The 19,731-nt window shown below is 71.4% G+C and carries 25 protein-coding genes and 1 pseudogene; 7 read left to right on the forward strand and 19 right to left on the reverse strand.

Annotation, left to right across the window (positions count from 1 at the left end):
• Nucleotides 1-7: 7 nt before the first annotated feature.
• Nucleotides 8-1,156: a PP2C family protein-serine/threonine phosphatase gene (locus ACT4N7_RS21180; RefSeq protein ID WP_444830541.1), complete on the forward strand. Its 1,149-nt coding sequence runs from the start codon at nt 8-10 to the stop codon at nt 1,154-1,156.
• On the opposite strand, the gene ACT4N7_RS21185 is transcribed toward ACT4N7_RS21180, so the two are convergent.
• Both ACT4N7_RS21185 and ACT4N7_RS21190 read right to left on the reverse strand, forming a co-directional pair.
• Nucleotides 1,153-1,623, reverse strand: coding sequence for an ATP-binding protein (locus ACT4N7_RS21185; protein WP_444830542.1), 471 nt, complete (start codon nt 1,621-1,623; stop codon nt 1,153-1,155). The genes ACT4N7_RS21180 and ACT4N7_RS21185 overlap by 4 nt on opposite strands.
• 158 nt (nt 1,624-1,781) lie before the next feature.
• The gene (locus tag ACT4N7_RS21190) at nt 1,782-2,105 is read right to left on the reverse strand and encodes an STAS domain-containing protein (protein WP_444830544.1); all 324 of its coding nucleotides are present in this window, start codon (nt 2,103-2,105) and stop codon (nt 1,782-1,784) included.
• Nucleotides 2,106-2,264: 159 nt separating this feature from the next.
• Between ACT4N7_RS21190 and ACT4N7_RS21195 the strand changes: the two genes are divergently transcribed.
• Complete coding sequence (locus tag ACT4N7_RS21195) at nt 2,265-2,561, forward strand: WhiB family transcriptional regulator (protein WP_444830545.1); 297 nt, start codon at nt 2,265-2,267, stop codon at nt 2,559-2,561.
• 6 nt (nt 2,562-2,567) lie between these two features.
• On the opposite strand, the gene ACT4N7_RS21200 is transcribed toward ACT4N7_RS21195, so the two are convergent.
• The 3 genes from ACT4N7_RS21200 to ACT4N7_RS21210 form a co-directional block, all read right to left on the reverse strand.
• On the reverse strand, nt 2,568-3,329 hold the full coding sequence (locus ACT4N7_RS21200; protein WP_444830546.1) for a SigB/SigF/SigG family RNA polymerase sigma factor: 762 nt from the start codon (nt 3,327-3,329) through the stop codon (nt 2,568-2,570).
• Complete coding sequence (locus tag ACT4N7_RS21205; RefSeq protein WP_444830547.1) at nt 3,326-3,757, reverse strand: ATP-binding protein; 432 nt, start codon at nt 3,755-3,757, stop codon at nt 3,326-3,328. The genes ACT4N7_RS21200 and ACT4N7_RS21205 overlap by 4 nt, the downstream gene beginning before the upstream one ends.
• A gap of 172 nt (nt 3,758-3,929) precedes the next feature.
• Entirely contained in the window at nt 3,930-4,886 is a 957-nt protein-coding gene (locus ACT4N7_RS21210; RefSeq protein WP_444830548.1) for a hypothetical protein, read from the reverse strand.
• Nucleotides 4,887-5,030: 144 nt separating this feature from the next.
• On the opposite strand from ACT4N7_RS21210, the gene ACT4N7_RS21215 reads away from it, so the two are divergent.
• The gene (locus ACT4N7_RS21215; protein WP_444830549.1) at nt 5,031-5,561 is read left to right on the forward strand and encodes an isochorismatase family protein; all 531 of its coding nucleotides are present in this window, start codon (nt 5,031-5,033) and stop codon (nt 5,559-5,561) included.
• Entirely contained in the window at nt 5,558-6,301 is a 744-nt protein-coding gene (locus ACT4N7_RS21220; protein ID WP_444830550.1) for an SIR2 family NAD-dependent protein deacylase, read from the forward strand. The genes ACT4N7_RS21215 and ACT4N7_RS21220 overlap by 4 nt, the downstream gene beginning before the upstream one ends.
• A gap of 27 nt (nt 6,302-6,328) precedes the next feature.
• Here the strand turns inward: ACT4N7_RS21220 and ACT4N7_RS21225 are convergent, their stop codons facing one another.
• Together ACT4N7_RS21225 and ACT4N7_RS21230 are read right to left on the reverse strand one after the other, a co-directional pair.
• On the reverse strand, nt 6,329-7,612 hold the full coding sequence (locus ACT4N7_RS21225) for a DNA polymerase IV (protein ID WP_444830551.1): 1,284 nt from the start codon (nt 7,610-7,612) through the stop codon (nt 6,329-6,331).
• Between the two features lie 33 nt (nt 7,613-7,645).
• Nucleotides 7,646-8,371, reverse strand: a complete 726-nt coding sequence (locus tag ACT4N7_RS21230; protein WP_444830552.1) for a class I SAM-dependent methyltransferase — start codon at nt 8,369-8,371, stop codon at nt 7,646-7,648.
• Nucleotides 8,372-8,418: 47 nt separating this feature from the next.
• Here ACT4N7_RS21230 and ACT4N7_RS21235 point away from each other — a divergent pair, with 47 nt between their 5' ends.
• Together ACT4N7_RS21235 and ACT4N7_RS21240 are read left to right on the forward strand one after the other, a co-directional pair.
• Entirely contained in the window at nt 8,419-9,342 is a 924-nt protein-coding gene (locus ACT4N7_RS21235) for a ParA family protein (protein ID WP_444830553.1), read from the forward strand.
• A gap of 28 nt (nt 9,343-9,370) precedes the next feature.
• Complete coding sequence (locus ACT4N7_RS21240) at nt 9,371-10,183, forward strand: DNA-formamidopyrimidine glycosylase family protein (RefSeq protein WP_444830554.1); 813 nt, start codon at nt 9,371-9,373, stop codon at nt 10,181-10,183.
• Here the strand turns inward: ACT4N7_RS21240 and ACT4N7_RS21245 are convergent.
• Nucleotides 10,170-10,592, reverse strand: coding sequence for a hypothetical protein (locus ACT4N7_RS21245; RefSeq protein ID WP_444830555.1), 423 nt, complete (start codon nt 10,590-10,592; stop codon nt 10,170-10,172). The genes ACT4N7_RS21240 and ACT4N7_RS21245 overlap by 14 nt on opposite strands.
• A gap of 414 nt (nt 10,593-11,006) precedes the next feature.
• Nucleotides 11,007-11,813 (reverse strand): hypothetical protein, encoded by an 807-nt coding sequence (locus tag ACT4N7_RS21250; RefSeq protein WP_444830556.1) that lies wholly within the window; start codon nt 11,811-11,813, stop codon nt 11,007-11,009.
• A gap of 43 nt (nt 11,814-11,856) precedes the next feature.
• Between ACT4N7_RS21250 and ACT4N7_RS21255 the strand changes: the two genes are divergently transcribed.
• Nucleotides 11,857-12,888 carry a quinone-dependent dihydroorotate dehydrogenase gene (locus ACT4N7_RS21255; RefSeq protein ID WP_444830639.1) on the forward strand — a complete coding sequence of 344 codons (1,032 nt, stop codon included), beginning with the start codon at nt 11,857-11,859 and terminating at the stop codon, nt 12,886-12,888.
• On the opposite strand, the gene ACT4N7_RS21260 is transcribed toward ACT4N7_RS21255, so the two are convergent.
• The 10 genes and pseudogenes from ACT4N7_RS21260 to ACT4N7_RS21305 all read right to left on the reverse strand — a co-directional run bounded on the left by ACT4N7_RS21260 (nt 12,863) and on the right by ACT4N7_RS21305 (nt 19,542).
• Nucleotides 12,863-14,149, reverse strand: a complete 1,287-nt coding sequence (locus tag ACT4N7_RS21260) for a uracil-xanthine permease family protein (protein ID WP_444830557.1) — start codon at nt 14,147-14,149, stop codon at nt 12,863-12,865. The genes ACT4N7_RS21255 and ACT4N7_RS21260 overlap by 26 nt on opposite strands.
• A 180-nt stretch (nt 14,150-14,329) precedes the next feature.
• The gene (locus ACT4N7_RS21265; RefSeq protein WP_444830558.1) at nt 14,330-14,551 is read right to left on the reverse strand and encodes a hypothetical protein; all 222 of its coding nucleotides are present in this window, start codon (nt 14,549-14,551) and stop codon (nt 14,330-14,332) included.
• A gap of 217 nt (nt 14,552-14,768) precedes the next feature.
• Nucleotides 14,769-15,161 (reverse strand): hypothetical protein, encoded by a 393-nt coding sequence (locus ACT4N7_RS21270; protein ID WP_444830644.1) that lies wholly within the window; start codon nt 15,159-15,161, stop codon nt 14,769-14,771.
• Between the two features lie 121 nt (nt 15,162-15,282).
• Nucleotides 15,283-15,408 (reverse strand): annotated as a pseudogene (locus tag ACT4N7_RS21275) (hypothetical protein); the annotation flags it as partial.
• Nucleotides 15,405-16,049 (reverse strand): histidine phosphatase family protein, encoded by a 645-nt coding sequence (locus ACT4N7_RS21280; RefSeq protein WP_444830559.1) that lies wholly within the window; start codon nt 16,047-16,049, stop codon nt 15,405-15,407. The pseudogene ACT4N7_RS21275 and the gene ACT4N7_RS21280, both read right to left, overlap by 4 nt.
• Nucleotides 16,046-16,747, reverse strand: coding sequence for a hypothetical protein (locus ACT4N7_RS21285; protein ID WP_444830560.1), 702 nt, complete (start codon nt 16,745-16,747; stop codon nt 16,046-16,048). The genes ACT4N7_RS21280 and ACT4N7_RS21285 overlap by 4 nt, the downstream gene beginning before the upstream one ends.
• Before the next feature lie 138 nt (nt 16,748-16,885).
• Nucleotides 16,886-17,122, reverse strand: a complete 237-nt coding sequence (locus ACT4N7_RS21290; protein ID WP_444830561.1) for a hypothetical protein — start codon at nt 17,120-17,122, stop codon at nt 16,886-16,888.
• A 24-nt stretch (nt 17,123-17,146) separates the two neighbouring features.
• Nucleotides 17,147-17,917 (reverse strand): phage shock envelope stress response protein PspM, encoded by a 771-nt coding sequence (pspM, locus tag ACT4N7_RS21295; RefSeq protein ID WP_444830562.1) that lies wholly within the window; start codon nt 17,915-17,917, stop codon nt 17,147-17,149.
• Nucleotides 17,918-17,929: 12 nt separating this feature from the next.
• Nucleotides 17,930-18,775, reverse strand: coding sequence for a PspA/IM30 family protein (locus ACT4N7_RS21300; RefSeq protein WP_444830563.1), 846 nt, complete (start codon nt 18,773-18,775; stop codon nt 17,930-17,932).
• A 314-nt stretch (nt 18,776-19,089) separates the two neighbouring features.
• Nucleotides 19,090-19,542, reverse strand: coding sequence for a helix-turn-helix domain-containing protein (locus ACT4N7_RS21305; protein WP_444830564.1), 453 nt, complete (start codon nt 19,540-19,542; stop codon nt 19,090-19,092).
• Nucleotides 19,543-19,731 lie beyond the last annotated feature (189 nt).

Raw genomic sequence — 19,731 nt, forward strand, 5'->3', positions numbered from 1 at the left:
AGCCATCGTGACCATCGCTGAGCGGCTCCGCGCGCTGGAGTCCGCGCTGAGATCCCAGCCCCTGCACTCGTTCGCCGAGTGTCTGCCCGCGCTGCTGGCCGAGCACGCGGACCTGGTGGACGCGTGCGTGCGGCTGGTGGACTACCCGGCCGCGAACCTGGTGGCGCTGGGCGACGACACCGACGTGGTCGCGATCACCGGCACGCTGCCCGGCGCCGCCTACCGGGAGCAGCAGCCGGTGGTCGAGGACGACGGCACCGTGCACCTGCCGCTGTGCTGCCGGGGCAACTGCCACGGTGTGCTCACCGGCCTGGTCGACGGCGACCCGGACGACGCGCGGCTGGGCGCGCTGGCCGAGGTGGCCGCCGCGGTCGCGGACGCGCTGCAGGTCGCCGACGTCGGCACCGACCAGCTCGTGCGGGCCCGGCGCAGCCGGCGGATGACGGTGGCCGCCGAGATGCAGTGGGAGCTGCTGCCCGGCCGCGGCCTGGCCTGCCCGGAGTTCACCCTCGCGGGCCAGCTCGAACCCGCCTACGCCGTGCGCGGCGACAACTTCGACTGGAGCCTCGACCCCGGCAGGCTCACCCTGGGGATCACCAACGGCATGGGCGAGGGCATGAACGCGGCCCTGCTGACCGCCATCGCGATCAGCGCCATGCGCAACGCGCGCCGGTCGGGCCACGGGATCTCGGAGGCCGCGGCGCTCGCCGACCAGGCGGTGTGGGGCCAGTACGGCGGCGAGCAGCATGTGGCCGCGCTGCTGGTCAGCCTCGACCTGGCGACCGGCGCGGTGCAGTTCGTCGACGCGGGCTCACCGCAGGTCTGGCTGCTGCGCGACGAGCGGGTCGAGCTGATCGAACTGGAGGCGCAGGTGCCGCTCGGGTCGCTGGAGGAGACCCAGTACCGGGTCCAGCACGAGAGCCTGCGCGCGGGCGACCGCCTGGTGATGGTCAGCGACGGCGTGTACGCCGCCACCCACGGCGAGCGCCGCTACTGCGACGTCGCCCTCCCCCGCGTCGCCCGCACGACGCGCGGGCTGCCGCCCACCCAGGTGGTCCGCGCGGTGCTGTCCGAGCTGGCCGTGTTCCGCGAGCACAGCGACCTGGACGACGACGCCGTCGTGGTCTGCCTGGACTGGCACGGCAAGACAGGTTAGGGCAGGCCCCAGCCCAGCGGCGTGGAGTCCGCCGTGCCCAGGGGGCGGTCGAGCGCCGACAGCGGGAACTCGGCCCAGACCCACTTGCCGTCGGCGGTGGGCTGGTGGCCCCAGGCACTGCTCAGCGTGTCGACGATGCCGAGGCCGCGGCTGTTGGTGGACATCGGGGTCGGCTGCCCGCGCACGGGCTCGTCGGCCGTGTCGTCGTGCACACGGAGCAGGACCAGCCCGCGCGCGACGCTCAGGTCGACCTCGACGTCGCCCGAGCCGTGCTCGACGGCATTGGTCACCAACTCGGACGCGGCGAGCACGACGTCGAAGACCAACTGCTCCGGCACCGCCCACGAGCGCAGCGCCGAGCAGACGAAGTCGCGGGCCGCGCCCGCCGACGTGATGTCGGGCGGCAGTCGGGTGGCCGTCCGGCGCACCCGCGCGGCATTGCCTGTCTCGTCCACCTCGACCGTCACCGCCCCTCGCGCATCCGGTGCGCGAGTCCCGGTTCGCCTGCCCTTCACGGACGCATGACGCCGGTTCCCGCTGCGATCGCCCCGGCCCACGTGCGCACCGTGACCGACCGCCGTTGCCTGTGCATGGGAGGTGGGTACCCCATTCGGGGGATGGTGAATCAATTCGGCTCGGTACCGGCCCCGGCCAGGCCGAACACCTCGGACAGGCCGGTGATCTCGATGATCCGGCGCACCCGGTCGTGCGGCTCGTACAGGGTCAGCGTCCGGCCGGTGTCCTCGGCCTGCCGCAGCGCGGCCACCAGGACGCGCAGCCCGGCGGAGTCCATGAACTCGACCCGGGACAGGTCGAGGGTGACACCGGTCGCCCCCGGCGTGGCCAGCGCCTCGCCGAGCGCCTGCTCCAACCGGGGCGCGGTGGCCAGGTCCACCTCGCCCGCGATCGACATGACGACGGGGTCGGTGCCCTCGCTGTTGATCTCCACTGTCGTCCTTCCTGAGCGGGTGGATCTTCGGCACGCCGGCATCGCGGTCACAGTAGTGGCCGCCGACCGGTGATTCGCGAGCGAGAGGTCTGTTTCGCCCCGGCGAACCGGGGGTAAGTCCCGGGCGAGCCCACGTAGGTCCACGAGGAGGGAACCATCATGGCCGAGATCACTCGTCTGCCGAAGCCTGTCGCCGAGGAGTGGTCCTGGCAGCTCAGCGGCTCGTGCCGGGGTGCGGACTGCATGATGTTCTTCCACCCCGACGCCGAGCGCGGTCCGGCCAGGCACGCCCGCGAGGAGCGCGCCAAGGCGATCTGCCGGGCCTGCCCCGTGTTGGAGCAGTGCCGCGAGCACGCGCTGGCCGTGCAGGAGCCATACGGCATCTGGGGAGCCATGGGCGAGGGCGAGCGGCGCACGCTGATCGCCCGGCGCAGGCGCGAGCTGCGGGTGTCGTAGCCCATCTCACCCGGCCAGGGTGTCCTCGCCCAGCGCCGCGCGCAGCCGCTCCAGGGTCTTGGCCAGCAGCCGGGACACCTGCATCTGCGATACCCCGACTCGGCGGGCGATGTCCGCCTGGCTCATCCCGCGGAAGAACCGCAGCACGATGATCCGCTGCTCCCGCTCCGGCAGCTCCGCCAGCAGCGGACCCAGCGCTCGGCGGTTGTCCACCTCCGTCAGCCGCTCGTCCTCGTAGCCGAACCGGTCGCCCGATGGCTCGGCGAGCCGCGCGTCGAGCGACGTGCCCTGCTTGCCCGCGCTGGCCACCAGCGCCTCGTACACCTGCTCCCTGGTCAGCCCCAGGTGCGTGGCCAGTTCGCTGGGCTTGGGCGCGCGGCCGAGCCGCTGGCTCAGCTCGTTGCGCCCCGCCGCGACGGTGACGTGCAGCTCCTTGAGCTGGCGCGGCACCCGGACCGCCCAGCCGGTGTCGCGGAAGTGCCTGCGCAGCTCGCCCATGATCGTGGGGATGGCGAACGCGTAGAAGTTGCCCCGCTCCGCGTCGAACCGGTCGACCGCCTTGATCAGGCCGATGGTGGCGACCTGGATCAGGTCCTCCAACTGGTCGCCGCGCCGGTCGAACTTGCGGGCCAGGTTGCGCGCGAGATCCTGGTGGCCCTGGACCAGTTCGGCCCGCACGGCCACCCGTCGCGGGTCGTCATCGGCGAGCTCCGCGAGCAGTCGGAATCGGGCGGCGTCGCGGTCCGCGCGCTCGGCCGCGTCGGTCATCGGGACGCCGCTTCGGTCGGACGCGTCACCAGCTCGATGGACACCAGGTGGCCGCCGTCCACGGGTTCGATGTGCTCGGTCACCGACTCGGCGAGGGTGGTGAGGATCTGCCAGCCCATCGGGTCCAACGACGGCGGCATCGGATCGGCCGCGGCCACCCGCACGCGCACCCTCAGGAGCTGCTCGTCCGGCTCGAAGCTGCAGTGCAGCGAGCTGTCCGGCGCGGCCGCGCGGACCAGCAGCGAGCACGCCTCGTCCACCGCCATCCGCAGATCCTCGATGGCGTCGAGGTCGAAGTCGAGCCGCATCGCGATGTCCGCGGCGAACGACCGCACCAGCGGCACCTGCTCGGCGTCGGCGCTGACCCGCACATCCACCGCGCGGACCCCGTGCGCGCGGGCGACCGCGCTCGTCTCGACCTCAGCCACGCTGTGTTCCTCCTGCCGTCCCCATCTGGTGAGGGACCGTACCGCGAGGAGCGGAAAGTGGAGCGGGGTGGGATCCGCACTCTCGTGCCTTCGCCACCCCGCCCCACGGGTGAAAGTTCGCGGGGTGGACCCCGACTACGGAGCTACCCGGACCCCGCGGGGCCCAAACCGGCTACCGATAGGAATTTCGGGTGTAGGCGAGGCTGAACGCGCCCTCGCCCGCGAAGTACTGCGCGACCAGGTACGCGGGGTCGGTGGCGAGCATGCCGCGGGTGATGTCGCCGCCGTCGTTGCCGTCGTCCCAGCCCCACGGAGCGTTCGCCGAGTTGTCCTTGCCGTTGTCGCCGCGGAAGGTGCCGTAGCTCGCGAACGTCTGCGCGTTGTTGCGGCGCGCCCAGAGCCCGTTCGCGGCGAAGGTGTCGACCAGCGCGTAGCCGACCGAGCGGTCGTTTCCGCTGGAGGGCACCTCGGCCGTGCCGCTCGGGTAGTAGACGACGCCGTCGCCGCCGGGGAAGTTCGCGCCGTTCCACCCGTAGAGGCCGTGGCCCTTGGCCTCCTGGCGCGTGGTCGGGTGCGCGGCGCCGTTGTAGGTCTGGGTGCGCAGCGTCCCGTCGACGTTCTCCCGGCCGCTGGTGAAGGTGCTGCCCGCGGGGACGTAGGAGTAGAAGTCGCTGTGCGCGACGGTGACCATCGCCTCCAGCTTGCCGTAGGTCGAACCGTCCCGGCGGACGGTGAGCACGACGCCCTCCATGTCGTTCTCGTGGGTGAGGATGCTGAACGGGTCGGGCACGTCCTCCCAGTCGCGCGGGTGGTAGAAGGAGTAGCCGAGGAACCAGTGCGTCGAGGTCTCGACCACCGAGTAGTAGGCGGTCCCGGTCATCCGGGACAGCAGGTCGTCCTGGTGCTCCCAGTTGTTGAGGGTGTCCCACTCCGCGTCGAAGTCGATCTTCGAGAGGTAGTCGGCGTCGTAGTCGGACGAATCGGTGTCCTGGTAGTGGATCGGTGCCCATCTGGTCGCCAGTTCAAAGTCGCTCGGCGCGGCGGCGGCGACCGGTGCGGCCACCACGAGCAGGGTGCTCGTGGTGGCGAGTCCGGCGAACAGGGCGGCCAATCGGCGTAACGGTGTCATCGGGGGGCTACCTCCGTGGTCTCGACGTAGCGAGTTGATTACCGGAGAAGCGGGTCCGAGTGGTGAATTTTCCCCCAACCGGCGCAGTGCGGCGGATGACCAGCATCGCGGGCGAAGATCGAACACCTGTGCTATTTTGCTGTTGTGACCGAGGTATTGCTGCTGGTGGACGTGCAACGGAACATGCTGCTGCCGCCCGAACCGGTGCCCGACGCGGCCCCCGTCACGCGCGCCGTGTCCGACCTGCTCGCCCGGGCCCGCACGGCGGGCGCGGCAGTGGTGCACGTGCGCAACAACGGCGGCGCGGGCGAGCCGGACGAAACCGGCACCGCGGGCTGGGAACTGGTCCACGACGTCCTCGCGGACGAACCGGTGATCGACAAACACGAGGCGGACGCGTTCACGGGCACGCCGCTGGTGGACGTGCTGCCCGCCGGCACACCTGTCGTGGTGGCGGGCATGCAGAGCGAGTACTGCGTCCGCGCGACGGTCCTGGCGGCGCTGCGCCGCGGCCACCCCGTCACCCTCGCCCAGGGCGCCCACGCCACCTACGACTCGGGCTCCTCCCTCGCGGCCACCATCGCCACCGCGGTCGAACGGGAATTGGCCGAAGCGGGCGCGGCCGTGCGCGGGCACGCGAACATCACCTTCGGTCGGGCATCATCGGGCAGGTGAGTACGGAGCGGGCACGGTCGCTGATCGCGGCGGCCGAGCGGATCGTGGTGCTGTCCGGGGCGGGCATCTCCACCGATTCCGGCATCCCCGACTTCCGCGGTCCCAACGGCCTGTGGACCCGCGACCCCGGTGCCGAGCGGATGTCCGACCTGCGGGCCTACCTGCGCGACCCCGAACTGCGCGAGCGTTCCTGGCAGGCACGGCTCGCGCACCCGGCGTGGAACGCGCGTCCGAACGCCGCACACGAGGCACTGGTCGACCTGGAGCGCACCGGCAGGCTGCTCGCGATCCTCACCCAGAACATCGATCGCCTGCACCAGCGCGCGGGCTCCGCACCGGACCGGGTCGTCGAACTGCACGGTGCCATGTTCGACACCGTCTGCCTCACCTGCGCCGACCGACGCCCCATGCGCGAGGCCCTCGACCGCGTCGCCGCAGGCGAGCCGGACCCGCCGTGTCTGGTGTGCGGCGGCATCCTCAAGTCGGCGACGATCTCGTTCGGCCAGGCCCTCGACCCCGAAGTGATCACCCGAGCCCGCGCGGCGGCCCGGTCGGCCGACCTGATGCTGGCGGTGGGCAGCTCGCTGACGGTGCAGCCCGCCGCCGGGCTGGTGGGCGTGGCGGCGCGGGCGGGCGCCCAGGTGGTGGTGTGCAACGCCGCCGAGACCCCGTACGACGACCTGGCCACCGTGGTCCTGCGCGAGCCCCTGGGAACCCTGCTGCCGACCCTCACCGGATAGTCCACCCTGACCCGGAACCGGAACGGATCAGGGGGACTTGCGGTCCGGTTTGGGCTCGGTGGCGCCCGCGCGTTCCGGTCGGTTGCCCAACAGGGCCGCGGGCCGCACGGCGGCGCTGCCGAACTTGGAACGGGCCCTGTCCGCCGCCTGGTCGGCCTCCCGCCAGCCCTGCTCTGGTGCGTCGAGGGCCAACTGCTCCGAGCCGGACGCGCCCAGCTGTTCCAGCCGGACGCCGATCAGCCGGATGGCGCCCGGGGGTGTCTGGTCGTCGAGGAGTTGGCAGGCGGTGCGGTAGATCTCCTGGGTGACGTCGGTGGCCACCGGCAGGGTGCGGGACCGGGAGATCGTGGTGAAGTCCGCGTACCGCACCTTGATCGACACTGTCCGGCCGCGCAGACCGCGCGACCGCAACGTGGCCGCCGTGCGCTCGGAGAGGCGCAGCAGTTCGCGTTTGAGCAGGTCGCGGTCGAAGTGGTCGACTTCGAAGGTCTCCTCGGCGCCGATGGACTTCTCGGCGCTCTCGGGCACCACGGAACGGTCGTCGTGGCCGCTGGCGAGGGCGTGCAGGTGCTCGGCCATGGCCACGCCGAGCACGCGGCGCAGGCGGGGCAAGGGGGAGGCCGCGACGTCGGCGACCGTGTCCAGGCCGACGTTCGCGAGACGCTCGGCGGTGCGCTTTCCCACGCCCCACAGCGCGGACACCGGCAGCGGGTGCAGGAACGCGGTGATCTGGTCCCGCGGCACCACGAGCATGCCGTCGGGCTTCGCCAGACCGGAGGCGAGTTTCGCGACGAACTTCGTCGGCCCGACGCCGACCGAGCAGACGATGCCGTGCTCGGCGCGCACCCGCGCGCGGATCTGGGCGCCCACGGCCGCGGGCGTGCTGCGCAACCTGCGCAGCGCGCCGGAGACGTCGAGGAACGCCTCGTCCAGGCTCAGCGGCTCGACCAGCGGGGTGATGTCGCGGAAGATCGCCAGCACCCCGGTGGAGACCTCCTGGTAGAGCGCGAACGTCGGCGGCAGGAACACCGCGTGCGGACAGAGCCTGCGCGCCTGCCCGGTGGGCATGGCCGAGCGGACGCCGAACTCGCGGGCGATGTAGTTCGCCGAGGACACCACGCCGCGGGTGCCGACGCCGCCGACGACCACCGGCCGGTCCGCCAGCTCGGGCCGCTGGCGGATCTCGACCGACGCGTAGAAGGCGTCCATGTCGACGTGCAGCATCGGACAACCGGTGTCGTCCGGCCACTCGCCGTCGCGGGCCTTGAACTTGTCGACCAGGCCCGTCGGCAGATCACCGCTGCGCCCCATGGCGCGAGCCAACCACAGCCCACCGACAAAACCTCAGCGGCGGGCGATCGCGTGCAGCCTCGTCGCGATGTCGCGCAGCGGGGGTGTGACGGCCGCCACCAGCTCCAGCTCGGCGAGCGCGTCCGGCGCGCCCGGGTTGCTCTCCAGCACCGACCCTGGCACCAGGTCGGCCACGACGCCCTGTCCCTGCACCAGTTCGACGGTCAGGCAGGCGTCGGTGAGCAGCGCGCGCAGGCCCTCGGTGTCGAAGCGGCGCCGCAGCACCTCCCCCGGTCCCGCGAGCTGACCTGCCGAGTCGTCGAGCAGCCTGCGGGCGTCGACGAGCCGCCCGGAGATCGCGCGGTGCAGCACCGCGGCGAACCGGTTCGCGACCAGCACGGACAGCAGCCCGCCCGGCGCGAGCGCGCCCGCCATCGCGGCCACGGTCAGCTTCGGATCGTCCACGACCTCCAGCAGGCCGTGGGCGAGCACCAGATCGGCGCCTGCGGCGGGAACGAGCTGGTCGAGGGCATCGCTGTCGCCCTGGACGGCGGTGATCAGGTCCGCCACCCCGGCCTCCTGGGCACGGCGGTGCAGGGTGGCCAGCGCGTTCGGACTGGGGTCCACGACAGTGACGGCGCAACCCGCGACGGCCAGGGGCACCGCGAGCACTCCGCTGCCGCCGCCGACGTCGAGAACGCGCGGCGCCGCGCCGCCGCGGCGCACGCGGGCGGCGGTCAGCTCGGCGTCGAGCACACGGCGAACAGCATCCGGTCGCATGACCACGAACTGTAGAGAGTCCCACACAACGCCCTAAGGTCTAGGTCGTGCAAACGGTGGCAGTGCTCAGCCTCAAGGGTGGCGTCGGGAAGACCACGGTGGTGCTCGGCCTCGCGTCGGCGGCGCTGCGCCGAGGCGCCCGCACGCTGGTGGTCGACCTGGACCCGCAATGCAACGCCACCACCACACTCGACCCGGCCGACACCGCGGCGACGCTGGCCGACGTACTGGAGACCCCGCGCGCGGCGGTGCTGCGCGCGGCGATCGCACCCAGCGCGTGGAGCGACGAGGTCGACGTGATGGTCGGCTCGGAGGACCTGGAGTCGCTCAACGACCCCGACCCCGGTATGCGCAGGCTGGAGAAGTTGGGCCGCGCGCTGGCCGAGCTGCAATCGCTGCTGGCCGAGGGCGAGTTGCCCTACCAGCTCGTGCTGCTGGACTGCCCGCCGTCGCTGGGCAGGCTCACGCGGTCGGCGCTGGTCGCGGCGCAGGGGGCGCTGTTGGTGACCGAGCCGACGCTCTACGCGGTGTCCGGCGCGCAGCGCGCGTTCGAGGCGGTGGAGCAGACCCGGCGCGACCAGAACCCGAACCTGGTGCCGCTGGGCGTGGTGGTCAACAAGGTCCGCACGCACTCCTATGAGCACCAGTTCCGCATCGCGGAGCTGCGGGAGAGCTTCGGGTCGCTGGTGATGCCGGTGGCGCTGCCCGACCGGCTGGCCGTGCAGCAGGCGCAGGGCGCGTGCATGCCGATCCACCAGTGGCAGACGCCGGGGGCGCGGGAGGTGGCGCTGGCGTTCAACCTGCTGCTGGCGCGCGTGCTGCGCACGGGCGGGCGCGGCAGGCACCAGGCCATCGCCTGGCCGGACGACGACAACGACGACAACGACGCCGATGACACCGCCACCGACATGGACACCGCCGAGGACAACGACGGCGAGGCGTCCGACCAGCGGGAAGCGGCGGGCGAGTGACGAGGCCCGCCAGGTTCGGCGGGCGCTGATGCCCGAGGGCGACACCGTCTACCGCACCGCGGCCATCCTCGCCGAGGCACTGACCGGCCATGTCCTCACCCAGGGCGAACTTCGCCACCCGAGACTGTCCACCGTGGACCTCAAGGGCCGCGCCGTGCTGGGCCTGCGGACCGTGGGCAAGCACCTGTTCCTCCGGTTCGACCGCGACCTCAGCCTGCGCAGCCACCTCGGCCTCGACGGCACCTGGCACGTGTATGCCCGCGGCGCCCGCTGGCGCCGCCCCGGACACCAGGCGCGGGCGATCCTCGCCACCCCGGACCGGCAGGCGATCGGGTTCGCCCTGCACGAACTCGCCCTGGTGCCGACCGCCGAAGAGGACCGGCTCGTCAGCCACCTCGGCCCCGACCTGCTCGATCCACAGTGGAGCGACGAGCACGTCGCCGAGGCGGTCGCCCGGTTCACCGCCCAACCGGACCGGGAACTCGGCCTCGCGCTGCTCGATCAGCGGGTGGTCGCGGGCGTTGGCAACGTGTTCAAGGCTGAGATCTGCTTCCTGCTCGGCGTGTCGCCGTGGACCGCGGTGTCCGAAGTGGACGCCGAGCGGGCCGTGCGGCTGAGCCGGGATCTGGTGGACCGCAACAAGATGCGCGTCGACCGCTGCACCACGGGAGACTTCCGGCGCGATCGGCGGCTCTGGGTCTACGGCCGCACTCGGCCCGGCTGTCTGCGCTGCGGCGGACGCGTGGTGGCGGGCGCGCAGGGCGCGGACGTGCGCGAGCGGGTCGCCTACTACTGCCCTGCCTGCCAACCGGGACCGAGCGGGTCGATCACGGGCAGATGAACAGGAAACACGGCCTCGTCGTCGTGGTCGGTGGTGGCGGCGGCCGGGTGGTCGTGGTGGGCCGCGGCGTCGTGGTCGTCGGCCGGGGAGTGGTGGTCGTGGTGACGGGCGTCGTCGTCGTGGCCGACGTGGTCGACGTGTCCTCGGTGGTGGTGACCACGGTCGTCGTGACCGGCGTCGAACTGGGCGTGAGGGTCTCGGTGAGCACGACGGTCGTCGCGGGGACGACCTTGCCCAGCGGCGGGGCGGCGGGAATCGGCTCCGGCCCGGACTGCGCCGCGGCCTCCACGGCGGGCACGTCGCGGGCGCCGAGGTCCCAGGCGACACCTTCGTAGAACAGGGCCGCGCTGGCCGCGCCAATCACCGCGCCGACGGCCATCCGTCCAGGTCGGGCCAACACGTTCCGCACGTTTTCGGTCCCTTTCGTGCTGGCGACCGTGCTCCGGTAGGGCGTGTGAGTGAGTTTCACACACTCTGCGTGGCTATCCGGTGACCTTACCATCCCCCGAACGAGTGAGGGCCAGAAACCCGTTGTCCCGCGCGCGTGGGCCGAATAACGTGCCGGGTACACGAGAGAGGAGGTGGTCCAACGGTGAATTCCCATAGGACGCGTGAGGTGGCTGTCCGCTAGGACCACCCATCTATATCCGATGGTTGCCGGCTCCGCACACGGCTGACACCGGACCTCCGGTGCCGTAGGCGCGGGCGTGTGGTCGGTGAATACCAGGCAGTCACCCAGCCCTCGGGCCCCCGGGAACCAGTCCGCCCCGGGCCCATCCGCCGCCTTGTCGGATGGGAGCAGGCCCGGGGGCTGTGCCCTGTCTCAGGGCTCCGCCGGGCCCTCCACCTGCTGCAACTTCCGCCATGCCAGTCCAGCGGCCCGTTCCGCCTCCTTCGCGGCCCGCCGCGCGGTCTGCAGACCGCGGCGGGCTTCCAGTTCCGCCACCTCCGCCTTGTCCAGTTCGGTGTTCAGCTCGCGCACCCGCCGTTCGGCGACGGCGATCGCGGTCTCGGCCTGCTGACACGCGCGATCGGCCTCGGTGCGCTCGGACGCCGCGGCCTTCACCGCCGCCTTCGCCTCCGCCAGCGCCCTGCGCTCGGCGTCGCGGCGGGAGCGGGCGTCGACGGGTTTGCGCGGCGCGGGTTCCCGGGTGCGCGGCGCGGCGGGCGACACCGGCAGGCCCGGCCACCCGGACGCCGTCAGGTCACGCACAGTCGCCACCCGACCGGCCCGCAGGATCTCCCCCGCCGACTCGTCGGTGATCGCGGCGGTGAACATCTCCTCCAGCTCCCGCGTGACGGCCTCGCTCAGCGGCTCGCCCTGGCCGGCGCGGCGCACCAGGTCACGGAGCACTTCGGTGCGCCGCTGGGTGAGTTCGCGCAGCCGCGGCCCGGCACCGGCGCCGTGCGCCTCCCGCAGGTCGTCGCCCAGGGCGGTCAGGTCGTCGACGGCGTCGGGCTGGTCGCGGGCGAGCCGGTTGACCAGCCAGGCCGCCGTGGTCGGCTTGGCCAGCTTCTCGATGGCGGCCGCCGCGTCCTTGTCGCCCGCGGCCCGCGCCTGTCGGGCCAGCTCGCGCCGCGCGGGGATGAAGTCCTCCCGGGGCAGCGCGTACAGGTCGTCTGGGCTCACGCCGTCCATCATGGTCGAACGACCCGGATGGCACGATGTCGGCGTGGTCTACCAGCAGCTCGTCCGGCGCGCCCTGTTCTCCCTCGGCGGCGGCGACCCCGAGATCGCCCACGAGCGCACCATGGCCGCGCTGACCCGGCTCGGCCGGGTCCGGCCCGCGGTGTCGCTGCTGCGCCGCTACTTCGGCACCACCGACGAGCACACCGTCTTCGGCGTCCGCTTCCCCGGCGTCGTGGGCCTCGCCGCGGGCATGGACAAGGACGGGAGCGCGCTGCGGGCGTGGCCCGCGCTCGGCTTCGGGTTCGTGGAGGTCGGCACGGTGACCCGGCACGCCCAGCCGGGCAACCCGGCGCCCCGGCTGTTCCGGCTGCGCGACAGCGAGGCCATCGTCAACCGGATGGGCTTCAACAACGCGGGCGCCGACGCCCTGGCCGCGCGGCTGCGGGCGCTCGGGCCGATCGGGGTGCCGCTGGGCATCAGCATCGGCAAGTCCAAGGCGACCCCGGTCGAGGTCGCCGTCGAGGACTACCGGCACTCGCTGCGCGCGCTGCACCCCTACGGCGACTACTTCGCGGTCAACGTCAGCTCCCCCAACACCCCGGGGCTGCGCGGCCTACAGGACCGCGGCGCGCTCGACACCCTGGTCGGCGAGCTGCGCCGGGAGTCCGACGCGCTCGGGCGTCGCCCACTGCTGGTGAAGATCGCCCCTGACCTCACCGACCACGCCATAGCCGAGGTGCTGCAGGTGTGCGCCGACCACGACGTCGACGGGCTCATCGCCACCAACACAACGCTTGCCCGCGATGGTCTCGCCGCCGCCGATGTGCCCACGGGCGCGGAGGCGGGCGGGCTGAGCGGGCGGCCGCTGGCCGAGCGGGCGCGCGAGGTGGTGGCGTTCGTCGGCAGGCAGACGAGCGGGGCGCTGCCGGTGATCGGCGTCGGCGGGATCTTCGACGCCGAGGGCGCGCTGCGGATGCTCGACGCTGGCGCGAGCCTGGTGCAGCTCTACACCGGGTTCGTCTTCGGTGGGCCGCCGCTGGTGCGCCGGATCAACCGCGCGGTCGCCGGGCGCTGAGCTCCTCTTTCTCGCCGCGGTGGCGCAGCCAGCGCAGCAGCGGGTACGCGACGACGACGAACATCGAGCCCCAGGCGATGCCGCCGACCGTGGTGCCGCCGATGGTCAGTTCGAGGTTGCCGATGCCCGCGACGATCGCGGCGCCGACGACGAGCAGGTTGACCGGGTCGGCGAAGTCGACCTTGTTGGTCATCCAGATCCGCACGCCGAGCAGGCCGATCATGCCGTAGAGCACGAGCGTGGCGCCGCCGAGAACACCGTCGGGAACGGTGTTGACCAGCGCGCCGAACTTCGGGCTCAGCGACAGCAGCACGGCGGCGAGCGCGGCGACGGCGTAGGTGGCGGTGGAGTAGACCCGGGTCGCGGCCATGACGCCGATGTTCTCCGCGTAGGTCGTGGTGCCCGAGCCGCCGCCCGCGCCCGCGAGGGTGGTGGCGAGACCGTCGGCGATCAGGGCGTCGCCGACGCTGCCGTCGAGGTTGCGACCGGTGACCGCGGCGACCGCCTTGACGTGCCCGACGTTCTCCGCGACGAGCACGATCACCACCGGGATGACCAGCAGGATCACCGAGGGCCGCAGCAGCGGACCCTGGAACTCGGGCAGACCGAACCACCCCGCCGCACCGAGCGCGTCGACCCTTTCGGAGGCGAGTCCGCCGGTCAGGGCGGCGGCCACCCACCCGGCGAGTACGCCGGCGAGGATCGAGATCCGGGACAGCAGCCCGCGCGAGACCACCGCGCACACCAGGATGACGCCGAGGGTGAGCGCCCCGATCAGGGGCTGCTTGGCGAAGGACCCGGTGGCCACGGGCGCGAGGTTGAGTCCGATGAGCACGACGACCGCGCCGGTCACCACGGGCGGCATGACGGAGTCGAGCAGCCGCACGCCGAGCGCCTTGACCGCGACGCCGACGCCCATCAGGAGCAGTCCGGCGGTGAGCACGCCGCCGAGTTGGGCGGCCATGCCCTCCTCGCGCGCGGCCATCAGCGGGCCGATGAACGCGAACGACGAGCCGAGGTAGCTGGGCACCCGGTTGCGGGTGATCAGCAGGAAGAGCAGGGTGCCCACCCCGGAGAACAGCAGGGTGGTGGTCGCCGGGAAGCCGGTGAGCGTGGGCACGAGCACCGTCGCGCCGAACATCGCGGCGACGTGCTGCAGGCCCAGGCCCACGGTGAGCGGCCAGTTCAGCCGTTCGTTCGGGGCGACGACCTCGCCGTCACGGACACGGCGACCGTCTCCGTGCACGGACCACATCGTCAACGCCGCCCTCCACCTCGCCAGGTCCCGACTGCTCGGGCTGCATCGTGCCACAGCAGGTAGTCAACGGGTCGATACGACACCGTGACATTCACACTGATGCCCTAATGCACGCCCTATTCTCGCGCGGGGCGGCCGAATCCGGTTACTCCAGGTGACGCAATACCGGTTCGGCCGCGGACGTCAGCGCGGCAGCCAGGACAGCGCGAGCGCGTACGGGTCGACCACGTCCGCGCGGCCCGCCCCGATCCACGACACGGCCACGTCGAGCAGCCGCCGGGCCCATGCGCGGTCGACGCCCGTCCCGGCCGCGATCGCCCAGTAGCGGTCCTCGTACGCGGGCAGGTCGGCCAGGCGATCGGCGACGGACCGACGCAGGTGGGGAGCTGAGATGACGGCGTGCATGCCGGGTCCTCTCCGGGGAATCGGATGGTCGCCGGGGGGACGCGGGCTCGACACAACCGTGATGCTACTGGGCGGGAAGTGGCGCACGTGACAACCGACACACGCTGTCAACGGAGATCGTCGGGCGAGGGCGCCACGACAAGGTGGCGGTAGTCAGTTTCTCGGGAACAGCCAACAAGTGAGCGTTGCCGGCCTGACGTACCCAGGGCCACGGCGGTCAGGTTGGTCCCGCGTATCGCTGTTGGTGCCTGATCGGATCGATGTGCCACCCAGCCGCGATGTCGGACAGGTGCATGCCGAGGATCGACCCGATGCGGCCTTCGTCAGCGATAGGCGTGCTCGGCGATTCGGCCGCTCGATAGGCATACCCGTCGGCGGACACCATCGCGTACAGCGCCTTCTTCTGGCGCACACCCAGCGGCGCCAGCCGCGGCCGGACCGTCGCCGCGGCCTGGAGTAGTTCCGCTACCAACTCCCATTCGGCGACGGGCAGTTCGTGCTCCTGACGTGTCCGGTAGCCCGCTCCGCTGGGGGAGAATTCCAGCACATTCCAGGTATCCACGCAGCGAAACGCCTGGATGTGGGTGCGGATACCAGAAAGCTCCTGCACGTTCCTCCGGCTCGCGACGGAGTGCACGGTGACCGGCAGGCCGCGATAGTCCGCAACCCGCGATCAGGGCTGGGGTGAGCGTCTGGCTGTTTGTCTGAATCTCACAGATCAAGCCGAGTTCGACGGCCCGCCTGCAAAGATGTTCGAGGTCGCGGCGCAGGCTGGGATCGCCACCAGCAAAGATCAGCCGAGCGGCACCGGCATAAGCGACTGCCCCTATCAGGTCGATTGCGGCAGGCGTGTTCACCGGGTTGCGTAACGACCGATAGCAGAAGTTGCACCGCAGGTTGCATGCCGACCAGCACTCCCATCCAGCGCGATATCCACGCAGCGCGATGTTGATTTCAGCGCGAACCAGCGCCCGGAAAGCGCGCCGTACTTCGAGTACTCATAGCCGTTGACCTTGTCCACGGCATGTAGGACGCCCGCATGGGTGACGACCAGGATCGGACTCATTTCCCTGGCGCAGACGGTGTGGATAACTTCACACGCCTGCCGGAACCGGTTAGCCACGGTCAAGTCGGTTTCGCCGCCGGGCGGCCCGGCAATCGCCCCGCTAGTCCAGGCCGCGACCAGTCCGGGATGAGAAAGGTCGATCTCCGCGATGGACCGTCCCTCCCAGTCACCCAGTTCCCGCTCGCCGAGTTGCGGAACGATCTTTGGTGGGTCAAGCCGAAGCTCGGCACAGATGGTGGCAGCCGTGGCCAGAGATCGGGACAGCGCGGAACAGAACACTCGATGCCCACGCCAGCCCATCGTGACCAGCCGACCTGCTGCCGCCAGCGCCTGGCCGAAACCCTCGTCCGCGAGCGGGATGTCAGTCGCTCCCTGCCACCGCTGTTGCGCATTCCACGACGTCACGCCGTGCCGGACAGCCAGGAGTTTCACCGATCGTCCTCCCCGATCCTGCTGGCCAATGACCTCAGCCCAGCCGCGACATTGTGCCGGTATCGGATGATCGCCGTTGCGACGAGGCTGGAGCTGACGCCGAACATGTACGTCTGCGCTCCTGGGGCAGACCCGAGCAGCAGCGCGACCGTCAGGGTGACCGCACCGGAGACCGCAGGCCAGTGAAACCTAGCGCGCTTGAGCAAACGCTTCCCGTAGCCGAGCGGCAACGCGCTCGCCCATGCCTGTTCCAGGCCGTCGGTCACGAGTGAGACCAGATTCAGATCGAGTCCCGGCGGCGACACGGTCTCGATCATGACACCTTCGAGACTTCGCTGGTGTCGAGGGTCGTAGATGTCGATCCGGCATTTTACGCCGTCCACCAACAGCCAAGACGAGTAGCGCATGGTCGACGGTCGGTGGTATAGCCGAATCCCCACATTGTCGAAAGCGTCGAGTTGGCGTGCCCACTCCCGGATTCGCTCGTCAGCGAGTTGGGCCATATGCGCACCACGCACTGTCTCTACGAGCCCCGGCGCGGCCAGCAAGATCCGTATTCGGACTCCCGCCTTCGCTCGGTCGATGAGCGCGTCGATCACGTCGGCATAGGGCGGGGTGGCCAGCATTGGCAGGAATATCGTTGCCTGGGCGGCTCGCAGAATCCCGATGAACGACTGGTACACGTACGCGTCGTTCATTGGCCCAACCACCTCGACAAGCGGTTCTGTGTGAGATCGGATGCTGCGCAGTGTGTCGGCGACAGTCGGATCGCCGAGCAATTGTGCTATCAGCCCCCGGAGTTCAGGGTCTTGGTGCACCAGCGGGTCCGCGCCGTCCTACGCGGTGGAGAGCAGCCATCCCCGGTCCAACAGCCGATGCAGGGCGACCTGCAGGACCGAATCCGAGTCGAGGACCGGGAACTGGGCCAGGATCTGCAGCAGGTCACCTTTTGGGCGGGCGTAGCCACGGGTTGTCATGATCACTGCGAGGGTGGCCTCCGACTCCATCAGACCCGCCGCGGCCAGCCGGGCAATGAGCTGCTTCTCTCCGCGGTTGAGCGCCTGGATGGTCAATGCGTCTCTCCGGTGTCGGCTGGGTCAGCGAAGGTCGCGCAGGGCCAGTGCCAGGCCGGCGAGGTGGTCCGTCGCGTCCACCAGGTCGTGGCGGGGGCCCGCGGGCGAACTCGCCGCGAGCACGCGGCCAGCGGCCGCCACCAGCCCGCAATAGCCCTCGACGCCCTCATCGAGTTGGCCGCGTAATCGGCGCACTCCGTCGGCGAGGTGGCCGCGGTCGGCGGCGGGCGCGTGGTCGCGGGCCCGTTCCACCGCACCGAGCTGCGCGGCGACCTCGCGCAGGGCGCCCGCCGCGTCGGCGCCGGTTCGGCGGGAATGCTCGATCGAGTCGGACGGCACCAGGGCACCGCGGCCGAGCTGGGCGAGCAGTTCGCGCAGGGTGTCCTCGGCCTGAGCGAGCCGGGCCATCGGCTCACGGGCCGCCGACCCGCGCGCGGGCAGCGCGGCGGGGACGTGCGCGGCAGCGGGCAGCGGGACGCGGTGCAGGCGCCAGGCGCGCACCCCGGTGACTACGGTCATGACGCCCGCGACGCCTGCCGCGACGACGAGCCCCGTGACACCCGCGCCGAAGTCGGTCGAGGCCGTCTCCAGCACTACGGCACCGCCGCCGGTGGTGACACCGGCGGCGGTCCACAGCCTGGTCCTGCGCACCGCTCTGCGCCGCTGCCGCAGGGCCTTGGCCCGCGGGTCGCACCACTCGGCGAGCTTGCCGCGGACCTGGTCGGCGTAGGGGCCGCGCAGGTGCTGTCCGACCAGCTCACCGAGCCTGAGCAGCTCGTTTCTCCGCGGCCCCATCGGGTGCGCCGGTCAGGACCCGGGCTGCGGGTTGGCCTTCTGCTCCTGCGCCACCCGCTGCTGGATCTCGGCCTGGATGTTGCCGGGGGCGGGCGCCGGGGTCGCCGCGCCGCTGGTGACCTGGCCCGCGACCGAGCCGCCCGCCATGGACGCGCGGATCTGCTCCAGCCGCGACTGGCCCGCCATGTCGGTGGTGGACGCCTGGACTTCCAGCATCCGGCCCTGCACGGAGTTCTGCGCGAGTTCGGCGGACCCGAGGGCGGTGGAGTACCGCTTCTCGATCTTGTCCCTGACCTCTTCGAGCGAGGGCGTGTTGCCGGGCGCGGCCAGCTCGCTCATCTGGTTGAGCGACTTGGAGACCTGCTCCTGCATCTTGGCCTGCTCAAGCTGGCTGAGCAGCTTGGTGCGCTCGGCGAGCTTGTTCTGCAGGTTCATCGCGTTGCGCTCGACGGCCTGCTTGGCCGAACCCGCGGCCTGCAGCGCCTGGTCGTGCAGCGTCTTGAGGTCCTCGATGCCCTGCTCGGCGGTGACGAGCTGGGTGGAGAAGGACACCGCGGCGTTCTCGAACTGGACGGCCTTCTGTTCGTCACCCTTGCTGCGCGCCTCATCGGACAGCACGAGCGCCTGACGCGCGGAGGACTGCAGCTTCTCGACCTCGCCGAGCTGGCGGTTGAGCTTCATCTCCAACTGGCGCTGGTTGCCGATCACAGCCGCGGCCTGCTGCGAGAGGGCCTGGTGCTGGCGCTGCGCCTCCTCGATGGCCTGCTGGATCTGCACCTTGGGGTCGGCGTGCTCGTCGATCTTCGACGAGAACGACGCCATCAGGTACTTCCAGAACTTCACGAACGGGTTGGCCATCTCCTCCGCCTGCCTTCTTCGTACTGCCGGTTCACTCGGACTCTCCGCTGCCACGCACACCGACGAAACGGCAACGCCCCGGCACCGTTGTGGGTTCCATCGTGTCAGGTGCGCCCAGTCCATTCCACCGGACCCACGAGAATTCAGGGATCACCGGGAGGCCGACCCTGAGAAACCGGACCGGTCTCCGGGTTGATCCCGGACCGGAACCCCGGTCCGGGAGTCGGCGCCGCTCATCGGGCGGCGCGGGCGACCGCGCCGAAACGCCGCCCGACTCGGTGAAGTCGTGCGGTGGGACGCCGGAGTCCGTGCGTTCAGGCGGCCACCACGGCACCGGCCCGGGCGCCGCCAAGGGCGGTGTCGATCCGGTGGGAGAGCGCGGGCTGGATGCGCAGGTCGGCCAGGTTCTCGCCGATCACGGCGGGCACCAGCCTGCCGCCCTCGACGGACGCGCGGGGGCTGGGCGACGAGTCGACGGCGTCCGCCCGATCGCCCGGCGGCACCCGCTCGGGCAGGCCGTGCTCGACCGAGGTCAGCGCGCCGATGTCGCTGGCGACGTGGTGCAGCAACTCGGACAGCGGCAGCGCAAGCGCGTCGCAGATCGCCGCCAGCAGCTCGCTGGACGCCTCCTTGCGGCCGCGTTCGACCTCCGAGAGGTAGCCGAGGCTGACCCGCGCGGAGCGGGAGACCTCCCGCAGCGTGCGCTGCTGGTTGGTGCGGGCATGTCGGAGTCGGTCACCGATCGCCTCGCGCAACAGCACGGTCATCGCGCACCTCCCTTCCTACGACGGACACAGTCCGAGCGCGGCTCCTTGACCCGCGCACTGACAACGTTACCGAGAGACACTGACATGGCGCACCGACTTGGCCGGTAGTCCGCCAAGAGCGAACGACTGACCGGCGGGGAATGTTCCCAGCTAGACAGCCCGCACCCCGCGCCGACCGTGATCCGATCA

It is taken from the genome of Actinokineospora sp., from assembly GCF_052390155.1.
GTDB lineage: Bacteria > Actinomycetota > Actinomycetes > Mycobacteriales > Pseudonocardiaceae > Actinokineospora.